The following is a 13,251-nucleotide window of genomic DNA, read 5'->3' as shown; positions in this document are numbered from 1 at the left end:
TTTTTCTCATTTGTAAGGTTGTGGAAATGGATAGGTGAAGCGTGTAAATTATTGTTGTTTTTAATCAAAATTTAATGTTAAATTCGTAATAATTCTCTCGGATTATACCGATATAAAAATCAAACCAAATGGCTACAAATCTTAGAAAAGACATCTAATCTCCATATGGTGGAAGTATTTATATTTTGGTGTAATGCCAAAGGGGGAAAATTGTGATTAAGCGGAGTGGCAATCTTTTATTAGCAATAAGTTTAGTATTCTCTATCGTCAGTTCTCTGTTTATGCCTGCAGTAATTTATGCAGTACCCAGCAATAGCAATATCATAGATCAAAGCTCCACATCAGCTGGAAATTTGAGCAGTGTTGCATTTGGTAACAATGTTTTTGTAACGGTGGGCCAAGGAGGGATATCTACATCATCAAATGGCGTAGATTGGTCTATCTCAAAAAAGGCGGGGAACCCCAAACTAACTTCTATTGTGTTCGCTAATGGGCTGTTCTTAGCTATTGATGGTAGCGAAAAGGCAGTATACAATTCACTCGATGGTGAAAATTGGACAAAAAAAACGTTAGCTATCACACCGGAAAGGTTGAAAGCGGTCAATGAAAAGTTCTTTGTATGGCAGTCAGTATATAAAGCTGGCACCAATCCACCTTCTTATGATGTAACTCTACTACAATCCTCGGATGGCATTAACTGGACAGACACAGGAATCACTTCTACCAATGCAATATTCGGAATGCAAAGCTTAACGGATATTGCTTATGGCAACAACAAATATGTGGTCTCTGCTAACAATGCTGTCTATTATACCTCAACGAATCTGATCAATTGGACAACGGTCACCTTAACCGATCTTGTGATCAACCACTATAACTCTAGTTGGCCTTATGTTACGAATGTAATCTATTTAAATAATCGTTTCTTTAGTTATATCGTGACTCCGTATGCTAAAAAAGTATTCACCTCTACAGACGGTGCTAATTGGACCGTTGATGCCTCATGGGATAACAAGCAATTTTATGGGGGAGGTTCTTTAAATGGGAGCTATTTGTTGTTTGGGCAGGGTGTAATTTATAAATCTTCTGCGGCTCCGCTGGACAGCACCCAGTGGACATCTTCGGATACCCATACAACAATGATGATGAACAATATGGTTTACGGAAATGGAAAATATGTTGCTTCAGGGGGCAACGGCTTACTGGTTTCTTCTGACCTATCGGCGTGGAGTAATGTCAGCGGTAATCTGAAAAGTATTGCTAAGGATGGTAATGGCAATTATGTTGCCGTCTCATCCGGGGAATATGGCTCTATTTACAAATCTAATAGCTCCGCAGTATGGAACGATGTCACACCCTCCAAGCTGCCGGGAATGAATGCGGTCACTTATGGAGCAGGGAAGTTTATTGCGGTTACAGATAAAGAAAACTACAATCTTAACGCCAAAGTGGTGACCTCGACCAACGGTGATACTTGGACTATGACAGATACCGGAGTGCAGGACAATCTGACTGGCGTTGCTTTTGGCACAAATCAGTACGTTGCTGTTTCCGATTATGGCGGAATTTATTCTTCAGTTAACGGAACCTCATGGACAGAGAGATTTAAAAATGGGGATTTTGCATTTAATACAGTAGCTTACTTGAATAATCAATTTGTAGCTCTTGGGATGAAATACAATAGTACTACTTATGAGCAAGAGAGCGTTGTTATCGCAAAATCATCAGATGGAATACAGTGGAATGTGCCCTTAGAGATTGGGTTCCCCAATACTTCTTTAAAGGGAATTGCCTATGATGGTAGAGCTTATATTCTGGTTGGAGAAGATACACTTAGCCAGCAGGCAGTAATTCTAACCACAGAAGATTTGGTAACTTTTACGAAGGTTACAATGTCAGCTAGCGCACTAAATAATATCAGCTTTGGTAATGGAAGTTTTCTGGCTGTTGGATTGAAGGGGGAGTTATTCTCTTCGGCAGACGGATCCACGTGGACTCAGGAAACATCTGATCTTACCTCTAATCTTAATGGCATTATTTACGATGGTACTAACTTTAAGGTCGTGGGGGATTATTTCACTAAAATGACCCTGAACCTAGGACCTACTCTTGCATATAGCATCACCGCCTCAGCGGCGACGTTGACACCTGTCGTAGGTGTGGATAATGGGATTACGCTGACCGTGAAAAATTCGCTGGGCGATACGGATACAACGTTCACCGGAACGAAAGAAGTGACGGTAACGGGTTATGGTGTTGCGCCGGACGGAACGTACGGAAGCTTAGGAAGCACCGCTTTAGCGGCTTCACCGAGCAAGATCAACGTTAATTTCGTTGAGGGTGTAGCACAGGTGAACCTTAAGCTGAATAAAGCGGGAGCACAGGCTGTGGTGTTTAGCCAAGCAGGCGTAACCTCGCCAGCAGCAACAGGGCTGAACATTACACCTGTCGCAGGTAGCACAGCGACAATGAAGCTGACCACGGGTGTAAGTGCCCCGCAGGTCAATGGCGGCAGCTTCGCGCAGCAGCCAGTAATTACTTTGCTGGATCAGTTTGGGAATGTAAACATTGGCGACAACAGTACGGTTGTTACTGTGTCGAAGAAGGACACTGGAAGCTGGACGTTGACGGGGAATACGATGTTGACGGCAGTAGCGGGTGTCATTTCCTTTACGGATCTGGGAGCTACGAATGCAGCTGGAATCACCGGAGCGCAACTGGCATTTGATGCGACAGGACTTCCACAGATCACTAGTGTAGCGTTGAATCTTCCAGAGCCACAGGGAGCTCAAAGCATCACTGCCTCAGCGGCGACGTTAACACCTGTCGTAGGTGTAGATAATGGCATTACGCTGACCGTGAAAAATTCGCTGGGCGATACGGATGCAACGTTCACCGGAACGAAAGAAGTGACGGTAGCGGGTTATGATGTTGCGCCGGATGGAACGTACGGAAGCTTAGGAATCACCGCTTTGGCAGCTTCACCGAGCAAGATCAACGTTGATTTCGTTGAGGGTGTAGCACAGGTGAACCTGAAGCTGAACAAAGCTGGCGCGCAAGCGGTTGTGTTCAGCCAAGCAGGCGTAGCCGCGCCAGCAGCAACAGCGCTGAACGTTACACCTGTCGCAGGTAGCACAGCGATAATGAAGCTGACCACGGGCGTAAGTGCTCCGCAAGCCAATGGAGGCAGCTTCGCGCAGCAGCCAGTAATTACTTTGCTGGATCAGTTTGGGAATGTAAACTTTGGCGACAACAGTACGGTTGTTACTGTGTCGAAGAAGGACACAGGAAGCTGGACGTTGACGGGGAATACGACGTTGACGGCAGTAGCAGGTGTCATTTCCTTTACGGATCTAGGAGCTACGAATGCCACTGGAATCACCGGAGCCCAACTGGCATTTGATGCGACAGGACTTCCACAGATCACTAGTGTAGCGTTGAATCTTCCAGAGCCACAGGGAGCGCAAAGCATCACCGCCTCAGCGGCGACGTTGACACCTGTCGTAGGTGTAGATAATGGCATTACGCTGACCGTGAAGAATTCACTGGGCGATACGGATACAACGTTCACCGGAACGAAAGAAGTGACGGTAGCGGGTTATGATGTTGCGCCGGACGGAACGTACGGAAGCTTAGGAATCACCGCTTTGGCAGCTTCACCGAGCAAGATCAACGTTGATTTCGTTGAGGGTGTAGCACAGGTGAACCTGAAGCTGAACAAAGCTGGCGCGCAAGCGGTTGTGTTCAGCCAAGCAGGCGTAGCCACGCCAGCAGCAACAGTGCTGAACATTACACCTGTCGCAGGTAGCACAGCGATAATGAAGCTGACCACAGGCGTAAGTGCGCCGCAAGCCAATGGCGGTAGCTTCGCGCAGCAGCCAGTGATAACGCTGCTGGATCAGTTTGGGAATGTAAACCTTGGCGACAACAGTACGGTTGTTACTGTGTCGAAGAAGGACACAGGAAGCTGGACGTTGACGGGGAATACGACGTTGACAGCAGTAGCGGGCCTCATTTCCTTTACGGATCTGGGAGCTACGAATGCAGCTGGAATCACCGGAGCGCAACTGGCATTTGACGCGACAGGACTTCCACAGATCACTAGCGCTACCGTGAATCTTCCACAACCACAGGGAGCGCAAAGCATCACTGCCTCAGCGGCGACTTTGACACCAGTTGTAGGTGTAGATAATGGCATTACGCTGACTGTGAAGAACTCGCTGGGCAATACGGATACAACGTTTACCGGAACGAAAGAAGTGACGGTAACGGGGTATGATGTTGCGCCGGACGGAACGTACGGAAGCTTAGGAAGTACCGCTTTGGCAGCTTCACCGAGCAAGATCAACGTTGATTTCGTTGCGGGTGTAGCACAGGTGAACCTGAAGCTGAACAAAGCTGGCGCGCAAGCGGTTGTGTTCAGCCAAGCAGGCGTAGCCACGCCAGCAGCAACAGCGCTGAACGTTACACCTGTCGCAGGTAGCACGGCGACAATGAAGCTGACCACGGGCGTAAGTGCCCCGCAAGCCAATGGCGGTAGCTTCGCGCAGCAGCCAGTAATTACTTTGCTGGATCAGTTTGGGAATGTAAACCTTGGCGACAACAGTGCGGTTGTTACTGTGTCGAAGAAGGACACTGGAAGCTGGACGTTGACGGGGAATACGACGTTGACAGCAGTAGCGGGCCTCATTTCCTTTACGGATCTGGGAGCTACGAATGCAGCTGGAGTTACCGGAGCGCAACTGGCATTTGATGCGACAGGACTTACAGAGATCACTAGTGCAGTTATTGACCTTACCTGGCCTGAACTTGCTGCGCCAAGTATTGAGTCTGTAACAGCAGGAAACGGACATATTCGTATTACTTGGAGTCCCGTATATGGTACCGATAGTTACGCTGTATATCAGTCTACAGCTTCAGGTGTTTATGGAGCTGAGGTAGCTACTATAAGTGGCTCTGAGAACAGTTACGATGCTGTAGGATTAATTAATGGAACTGCTTATTATTTTATTGTTAAAGCTGTTAATCCTGATGGTATCAGTGCGGCTTCCAATGAAGTAACTAGAACGCCGCAGGTTCCAGCGCCGGGCGCGCCAATACTTCATTCACCTGTGGCAAGTAATGGCCTCATCGGCTTAACATGGGATCCGGTGAAGGGTGCGATTGGATACACTATATATCAAGGTATCACTTCTGGAATCTATGAGACCCAAGTGGCTACAGTAAGCGAATCTGTCTACAACTATGATGTGACAGGGTTAACTAATGGCCAATCTTATTATTTCGTAGTTAAGGCATCTAATCCGGGCGGGGAGAGTGCAGCTTCTAACGAAGTCAGCACGAAACCAAGAACATCACCATCTGCACCTACTTACTTAATAGCGGTAGCGGGAGATGGCGAGGTGACTGTGACATTTGCAGTTCCTGATTCGAACGGGGGAACTCCAATTACGAATTATGAGGTAACTGCTTCTCCGGGTAATATCGTAACGGTTGGGGCAACAAGTCCAATAAAGGTAACTGGTCTAGCGAATGGAACCACTTATTCGTTTACAGTTAAAGCGATTAATAGCGCTGGTAGTAGTGTAGCTTCTGAAGTTTCGAACTCAGTGACACCGAAGTCATCAACGGAGGTTGAGGTTACACCTACACCGCCAACACCAACGCCAACGCCAACGCCAACGCCAACAGAATCACCGACATCAACACCGACATCAACACCGACTGCACCACCTTCAACAACTGCACCAACTGCAACAGCAGGATCCACTGCTACAGCTACAGCTACACTATCTAGCAGCATGGTTGAGGTATTGGTGAACGGTAAGGTTGAAAATGCCGGAACAGCAACGATATCTGAGCATAACGGGCAGACGGTTACCACGATTGTTGTAGATCAGGCAAAAATAGAGCAACGTATCGAAAAGGAAGACCAGAATGCAATTATAACTATCCCTGTGACTGCGACTTCAGATGTGATTATTGGCGAGCTTAATGGCCAAATCATCAAAGATATGGAGCAGAAGCAGGCGCTGCTAATCATTCGTACTCCAAAAGGTACTTATACAATATCAGCAGCACAGATTGATATCAGTGCAATTTCAAAACAGTTTGGCACAGACATTGCTCTACAAGATGTGAAGGTGCAAATTTCAATTTCTGTTCCGACTGCGGATGCACTGAAAAGAATAGAAATGTTGGCAGCCAATGAAAAGCTAACGTTGGTAGCTAAGCCATTAGATTTCACGGTGAAGGTTACTTACGCTGGGAAAACTGTTGAACTCACTAAGTTTAATACCTATGTGGAAAGAACTATTCCTCTAGCGGATGGTGTAGACCTTAAGAAGATCACGACTGGGCTAGTGCTTGAAGCGGGGGGGACGTTCCGCCATGTACCCACACAGATTGTTGCCATTGATGGCAAACACTTTGCGAAAATACACAGTTTAACGAACAGTACGTATTTTGTAGTTCAAGATCCACAGAACTTCAAGGATGTCGCCACCCACTGGGCTAAGGACATTGTCAATGAGATGGCTTCCCGTAAGGTTATTAATGGAGTCGGCGACGATTTGTTTAACCCTAATCTGGAGATTACACGTGCAGAATTTGCGGCGATTATCGTACGTGGATTGGGATTGAAGTTGGAAAGCGGGACAACATCCTTTACGGATGTAAAGGTCTCAGATTGGTATAATGATGCTGTGCAGACAGCTTACTCCTATAAGCTAATCAACGGTTTTGAAGATGGAACGTTCCATCCAACAGACAAGATTACTCGGGAACAGGCGATGAGTATTATTGCTAAAGCTATGGTGATTACCGATTTGAAAACAAATCTTCCTGCCAAAGAAGCAAGCGAGCTGCTGAGCATTTACACGGATGCGAATGAAGCATCAGACTGGGCGAAGAGTGGCATCGCAGACAGCCTGCAAGCAGGAATCATCACGGGCAGAAGCGGAAATGTACTTGCCCCACAAGCCTTCATTACTAGAGCAGAAGTTGCGGCTATCATCCAAAGATTGCTGCAACAATCAGATTTGATTTAATACACGGTTCTGATTCGAGAGGATCCTTCATGCAGGAAGAGCTGCGGAGGGTCCTCTTTATTTTATTAGGTCAGAGACAATCATTTGTTGCTTTTTTATTGACAAGAAGAAAAATCCAGTTAATAATAACATATGAACACATGCTCATATGTTATTATTAACTGGAGCTTTTGAATGTAACTGCGCAGGGCTACGAATACTATCTAGCTGAAGGTAATAGGAGGTTAAGCATGATGAACAAGAAGAACAAACGCAATCATCAGGTCGAGAATGTACACGGGCAACAGTCCAATCACGATCACAGTAACCACGACCACACTCATGAAGGACACAGTCACTCCCATGGCTCTCACGGGCATCAACATTTTGATCCTAGTGGAAATAAAAAAGGGCTTTTGATTGCGTTGATCATTACGGTTGGAATTATGTTTTTGGAGTTTTTTGGTGGGTTGATTACTAACAGCTTAGCCCTGTTATCGGACAGTGGGCATATGCTAAACGATGCAAGCTCTCTAGCATTAAGCCTAGTAGCGGTCTGGTTTGCAACTAAACCTGCTTCTCCGAACAAAACGTATGGTTTTCATCGATTTGAAATTTTGGCGGCACTCTTAAACGGAGTTACTTTATTTGTAGTTGCTGGATTTATCATTGTAGAAGCTTATGGGCGGTTTTTTGAGCCGCCGACAGTTGCCAGCGGATCTATGATGCTGATCGCAAGTATTGGTCTTTTAGCCAATGTGGCTAGTGCATGGTCGCTTATGAGAAAAGGGGATGTGAAAAATAACATTAATCTCCGTAGTGCTTATCTCCATGTGCTTGGTGATGCTTTAGGTTCAGTAGGGGCAATTATTGCCGGTTTAATCATGATGATTTTTGGCTGGTATGTTGCTGATCCAATCATAAGCGTACTGGTTGCTCTATTGATTCTTAGAGGGGCATGGGGAATTATCAAACATACCGTTCACGTCCTTATGGAAGGCACCCCGATTACAATTAATCCAGCTGAAGTAAAGGAAATCCTCGAAAGCATTGAGGGGGTTAGAAATGTTCATGACCTGCATATCTGGACCATAACTTCGGGATTAGATTCACTCAGCTGTCATATCTTAATTGAAGAGGAAGCAGATGACCAACGCATTTTGCAGCAAGCGATTCGGTTAATTGCCGATCATTTCAAAATTCAACATACAACCATTCAGGTTGAAACTTCAGCTATAGTTCATGAAGAATTGAAAATCTAATCAATGATTTATTTTTTGAATAGAATAGGGGGGCTATAGTATAATAAAAATACGAGGAAAGGGGTGATCGGTGCATGGATAATCTGACTCACGAGCATGAATCATGCAGTACGGATGAGCGGAAAAGTCATCACTCAGATAAAACTAAAAAGAATTTGATTAGCCGGCTCAATAGAATTGAAGGTCAAGTTAGAGGGCTAAAAGGGTTAATTGAAAAAGACACCTATTGTGATGATGTGCTGCATCAAATCTCCTCGGTCCAATCTGCATTGAACGGCGTGGGCAAGCTTTTGCTGGAGCATCATATGAAAAGTTGTGTAGTGGAACGTATCCAGGAAGGTGAGAACGAGGTACTGGATGAACTATTAGTTACCATTAATAAATTAATTAGATAATTGATCAATCGGAAGGATTCCTCGGAATCCTTTTTTATTTGCTTAAATTGGGTATATATAGAGTAGGGGACTATCCTAATTAATGAATTGAGAGGAGAATGTGTTATGGCACATCAAAACTACAAAGAGTGTATCGATGAGTGTTTAAAATGTATGATAGCTTGCAATCACTGTTACTCAGCTTGTTTGGATGAGGATCATGTGGGGATGATGAAGGAGTGCATTCGCCTGGATCGTGAATGTGCAGATATATGCGAGTTTGCAGCTCATGCCATGTCGATGAACAGTAAATATGCAAAAGAGATTTGTTTAGCTTGTGCAGAAGCTTGTGAAGCCTGCGGCAACGAATGCCAAAAGCATGATCATGAACATTGCCAGCAATGTGCAGAAGCTTGCTTAGCTTGTGCAAAAGTTTGCCGTGAAATGGCGGCGTAATTTAAAGCTTGAAACTGAAAGGGCTGCTGCGGCAGCCCTTTATTCATGAATAGGAAGCCAAATCTAAGGGCAACTAGTGAGGTTTTGTAAAATTATTAAGCAATATAGGTAAATATAGTGTTAAAATTTATTGAAATAATACCTTTATAATCAAGAGATATAGATGCCATAGGGGATGGCTGAGAAAAATAAACAGTTATGAGAGGGATGTTAACGACGGTATGATCAATCTTAGTCCAGAACGACTCCAGCAAGTTAGCTATATAGGGATTACTGAGGCTGATTTAGAATTATTAAAAAGCAAGGAGAAAGAATTCAACTTAATCGTTAGCTCATTGGTTGGGGAGCTGTATAAACAGATGACGATGGAGCCAGAGCTGCTCCACATCATTGAGCAGCACAGTACACTGGATCGATTGAAAGAAACACAGCAGTGGTATTTTTTATCTATGGCCGCTGGTGTGATCGATGAAGCATTTATTGAAAGACGTTTGCTTATCGGGAAAATCCATTCCCGTATTGGATTAACAACGAATTGGTATTTGGGGACGTACATATTATATCTGGATCTGGCTACTGCTTATTTTGAACGGATATTACCAAACGAGTGGAAGCCTGTTATCCATGCCTTAACCAAGATGTTTAATCTCGATTCACAGCTCGTTCTTGAAGCCTATGAAGTGGATGAAAAAGCAAAAATAGAAAACTTGCTTGAGAAGCAAAATCACCTGCTTACAGGAGTGAGTTCAGCCGTTCAGGAGCTGGTATCTTTGATGGTTCAATTAAAGGATAGCAGTGAATCGATAGAAAGTTTAGCTAGTAAAAATGCTGATTATCAAGAGAAAACGCATCAAACGGTATTATATTTGGACAAAGAGGTGGAGTCTATTCATCAAGTGGGTACGATGATTAGAGAAGTGGCTGATCATACGCATCTTTTAGGCCTGAATGCGGCTATTGAAGCAGCCAGAGCTGGGGAGTTTGGAAGAGGTTTTGAAGTTGTGGCTAATGAAGTTCGTAAGCTAGCCCGTCGCTCAAAGGATTCACTGGTAACCATTGACCAGAAACTCGACAATATCAATGCCACCCTTTCCAAGGTGAAAAAAGAATCGGAACACAACTCCATGTATTCCAAGGATCAGGTCAAAAGCTCTCAAGAGCTGGCTTCCTTCGTGAACTTAATTGAAAAAGTGACTGCTGAGTTAGAGAGCTTGAAATGAAACTGCTACGGATTGAAACACTCCTTCAGAAAAATCTGAGGAGTGTTTTTTTGTTTGAAGAAGTTATTAGCGGTATAGCTTAAACATCAGTTTTGGAGACACCGTTTAAGCTGGGCACATAATCAGCAGCCTTATCGATGTTCACCATCTGAGCGGCTTCATTGAAATTGTTGTTATTCTCCGCATTGTTTTTCTTACTTGGTTGATGTTTTCCTGGAGCTTCTTTGGGATTGGCACTATTTTTGGGCATGACATTCACCTCCATATTCTTCACCTAGTATGAGAAGGTAGTTTGAATTTTATGCCAGCAGTTGACAAGTGTATCATTAAAAGATATAGTTCATTTAATGATATATCTTTTAATGATACATATGAGGAGGTGATTAAGTGTCAAGAACGGACTCATTGGAAATGGGAGAGCTCACAGACACTGCATTTTATATTCTCTTGTCTTTAGTCGAAGCCAAACACGGATATCTGATTATGAAATCAATCGAAACGATGACGAACAATCAATTTTCAATTGGGCCTGCTTCCATGTATACAACCATTAAGAAGCTGCTAGCGGCTGAATTTATTGAGCTGTATAAAGAAGAAGAGGACGACAAACGAAAAACGTATATTGCAACGGAAAAAGGGATTGGATTGCTAAGAAAAGAAGTAGAGCGCCGAAAAGAAATGATTAGACATGCAGAACAAATTCTCAAATAAAAGGTGGGGAATAGGCATGAAGAATACAAAATATGTGACCAGCGGGGGCTTAGCTTTTACTGAAAAAGGAGATATGCAGAAATTGAGTAAGTATGCCAAAAGGGGCTGGCTCCTGGAGAGCTTTGCACCTTTGGGTTATAAGTTAAGAAAGGGAGATCCCCAGAATCTTGAGTACAGTGTAGATTATCACACGAATGTGGATGAGGAGTATTATTTGATTTTTGAAGATGCCGGATGGACTTATGTCTGTTCTGCCGGAAATGGGTTTCATATCTTTCGGGCAGCTGCAGGTACGGCGCCTATCTACTCGGACACAGGGACCCTCATTGACAAATATGAACGTGAAAAGAAAACGATGGGCAAAGTAGCCTTGCCATTGCTTATAGCTTTGATTGCTTTTATCTTCCTAGCAATCTTGGGCGTTAATGGATGGTTACCTGAGATCGTGAGGAATATCAGCCTGGTGTTAGTAGTGGTCACACTTTGTATGTTGGTCTTTCCGGGTCTTCCATACATTGCGTATCGATTCAAATTGAATAAATTACGAGAATAGCGAATGGATTTTTATCTAAAGGATGTTTGCACAGCCATGAATGAAGTTGGTTGTGGAACCATCCTTTTTTTAGTTGAGGAGTGAGTACAAATCTAAGTCTCAGATATATAGTACTAATGATCTATTAATGGAATTGCTTATATATTAATTCCATATTCTGTATTACAATGATAGCGAATACGAATTAGCTTGCTGTTTTCTTTCAAATTTATTACCACAATTGAAGAGGAGGCAATGAATGATGAAGAAGGATGCAAAGCTTAGGTTGAGTTGGAAAAGCCTTATTGTCGTATGCTTGGTAATTAGTATTCTTCCTGCCGGTTCCGCGTTTGCAGCAGTGAACAAACCTTTTCCGCAACATTCCACCTACACGAGTGGATCTATCAAGCCAAACAATGTAACCCAGACCAGTATGGATAATTCAGTGAAGACCAAATGGGATGCGTGGAAAACGGCCTATCTCAAACCAGCTGGCACTGGCAAATATTACGTTAAGTATAATTCAGATGGAGAAACGGTATCTGAAGCACATGGTTACGGGATGTTGTTCACAGTTTTGATGGCTGGTTATGACAGCAATGCTCAGACTTATTTTGACGGCTTATATAATTATTACAAGGCTCACCCAAGTGCAATTAACCCTTATTTGATGTCCTGGAAGCAAAACAGCAGCTTTCAAAATATTGAAGGCGAGGACTCTGCTACAGATGGAGATATGGATATAGCGTTCTCATTGCTGCTTGCGGACAAGCAGTGGGGAAGTAGTGGTACGATCAATTATTTACAAGCTGCAAAAGATATCATTAATGCGATTATGGACAATGAGATTAACCAGACACAGTGGACGATCCGTCTAGGTGACTGGGCGAATAGCGGCTCGTATAATACGGCAACTAGACCTTCTGATTTCATGCTAAATCATTTAAAAGCATTCCAACAGGCTACAGGAGATACCCGCTGGACGAATGTTATCGATAAAACGTACACGATTATAAATAGCCTTTATACGGGTTATAGCTCTAGCACTGGGCTGTTGCCTGATTTCGTAGTTTACTCTGGGGGTGTGTATAAACCTGCTGCGGCGAATTTCCTTGAGGATGCCAATGACGGGAATTACAATTACAATTCTTGTCGTACCCCATGGCGGATCGCAACAGATTATTTGATTACTGGAGACAGCAGGGCGCTTACGCAGCTCAATAAGATGAATAGCTGGATTAAGACTAAAGTAAGCAGTACACCTGGTAGTATAAAAGATGGGTATAAGCTAAACGGAACCGTATTTGGAAGTTACAATAGCGGTGCCTTCTATGCTCCATTTGGAGTCAGTGCGATGACCTCATCAACTTACCAAAGCTGGTTGAATTCTCTCTGGAGCCACACAGCAAGCAGTGCTGCAGAAGATTACTATGAAGACAGCATCAAGCTGTTTTCGATGATCGTTATGTCTGGTAACTGGTGGACCTATTAAGATAACGTATAGTTAGAAAAAGGCTGTCCCCAAAACGTTCATGCCCAAAACCATAAAAGTCAAACAGAACAGCGATTCTCCTAATATCGGGGAATCGCTGTTCTGCATTTTTGGTCAACTACTGTTTGCTTCAGTAGATTAGGGGCAAAAGTAAAGCCACCTGATCTCTAATGTTA

General features: G+C 43.8%; 9 protein-coding genes. 8 read left to right on the top strand and 1 reads right to left on the bottom strand.

Going from position 1 to position 13,251, the window contains the following annotated elements; translation table 11 throughout:
• The first annotated feature begins 212 nt into the window (after positions 1-212).
• From MHH46_RS28170 to MHH46_RS28150, 5 genes are all read left to right on the top strand, one after another.
• Positions 213-7,049, top strand: a complete 6,837-nt coding sequence (locus MHH46_RS28170; protein ID WP_405132542.1) for an S-layer homology domain-containing protein — start codon at positions 213-215, stop codon at positions 7,047-7,049.
• A 233-nt stretch (positions 7,050-7,282) separates the two neighbouring features.
• Positions 7,283-8,290 (top strand): cation diffusion facilitator family transporter, encoded by a 1,008-nt coding sequence (locus MHH46_RS28165; RefSeq protein ID WP_076193680.1) that lies wholly within the window; start codon positions 7,283-7,285, stop codon positions 8,288-8,290.
• Positions 8,291-8,364: 74 nt separating this feature from the next.
• Positions 8,365-8,685 carry a metal-sensitive transcriptional regulator gene (locus MHH46_RS28160; protein ID WP_076128794.1) on the top strand — a complete coding sequence of 107 codons (321 nt, stop codon included), beginning with the start codon at positions 8,365-8,367 and terminating at the stop codon, positions 8,683-8,685.
• Between the two features lie 105 nt (positions 8,686-8,790).
• Positions 8,791-9,120, top strand: coding sequence for a four-helix bundle copper-binding protein (locus tag MHH46_RS28155; protein WP_076193614.1), 330 nt, complete (start codon positions 8,791-8,793; stop codon positions 9,118-9,120).
• A gap of 221 nt (positions 9,121-9,341) precedes the next feature.
• The gene (locus MHH46_RS28150; RefSeq protein ID WP_076193616.1) at positions 9,342-10,340 is read left to right on the top strand and encodes a globin-coupled sensor protein; all 999 of its coding nucleotides are present in this window, start codon (positions 9,342-9,344) and stop codon (positions 10,338-10,340) included.
• Positions 10,341-10,419: 79 nt separating this feature from the next.
• On the opposite strand, the gene MHH46_RS28145 is transcribed toward MHH46_RS28150, so the two are convergent.
• Positions 10,420-10,590: a hypothetical protein gene (locus MHH46_RS28145; RefSeq protein ID WP_155288200.1), complete on the bottom strand. Its 171-nt coding sequence runs from the start codon at positions 10,588-10,590 to the stop codon at positions 10,420-10,422.
• 137 nt (positions 10,591-10,727) lie between these two features.
• Between MHH46_RS28145 and MHH46_RS28140 the strand changes: the two genes are divergently transcribed.
• From MHH46_RS28140 to MHH46_RS28130, 3 genes are all read left to right on the top strand, one after another.
• Positions 10,728-11,051, top strand: coding sequence for a PadR family transcriptional regulator (locus MHH46_RS28140; protein ID WP_036681391.1), 324 nt, complete (start codon positions 10,728-10,730; stop codon positions 11,049-11,051).
• 16 nt (positions 11,052-11,067) lie between these two features.
• On the top strand, positions 11,068-11,604 hold the full coding sequence (locus MHH46_RS28135; protein WP_076193619.1) for a DUF2812 domain-containing protein: 537 nt from the start codon (positions 11,068-11,070) through the stop codon (positions 11,602-11,604).
• Positions 11,605-11,842: 238 nt separating this feature from the next.
• Positions 11,843-13,075, top strand: coding sequence for a glycosyl hydrolase family 8 (locus tag MHH46_RS28130; protein ID WP_256717231.1), 1,233 nt, complete (start codon positions 11,843-11,845; stop codon positions 13,073-13,075).
• Positions 13,076-13,251: the final 176 nt, after the last annotated feature.

The organism is Paenibacillus sp. FSL H8-0175, assembly GCF_045040615.1.
In the GTDB taxonomy this organism is placed as follows: domain Bacteria; phylum Bacillota; class Bacilli; order Paenibacillales; family Paenibacillaceae; genus Paenibacillus_AQ; species Paenibacillus_AQ odorifer.
This window is presented reverse-complemented; position numbering and strand designations above follow the sequence as displayed.

Excerpts from the sequence above, each read along its gene's own strand:
- MHH46_RS28135 (WP_076193619.1), top strand. The coding sequence starts at position 11,068 with ATGAAGAATACAAAATATGTGACCAGCGGGGGCTTAGCTTTTACTGAA.
- MHH46_RS28150 (WP_076193616.1), top strand. The coding sequence starts at position 9,342 with ATGATCAATCTTAGTCCAGAACGACTCCAGCAAGTTAGCTATATAGGG.
- MHH46_RS28145 (WP_155288200.1), bottom strand. The coding sequence starts at position 10,590 with ATGCCCAAAAATAGTGCCAATCCCAAAGAAGCTCCAGGAAAACATCAA.
- MHH46_RS28160 (WP_076128794.1), top strand. The coding sequence starts at position 8,365 with ATGGATAATCTGACTCACGAGCATGAATCATGCAGTACGGATGAGCGG.
- MHH46_RS28165 (WP_076193680.1), top strand. The coding sequence starts at position 7,283 with ATGAACAAGAAGAACAAACGCAATCATCAGGTCGAGAATGTACACGGG.
- MHH46_RS28155 (WP_076193614.1), top strand. The coding sequence starts at position 8,791 with ATGGCACATCAAAACTACAAAGAGTGTATCGATGAGTGTTTAAAATGT.
- MHH46_RS28130 (WP_256717231.1), top strand. The coding sequence starts at position 11,843 with ATGATGAAGAAGGATGCAAAGCTTAGGTTGAGTTGGAAAAGCCTTATT.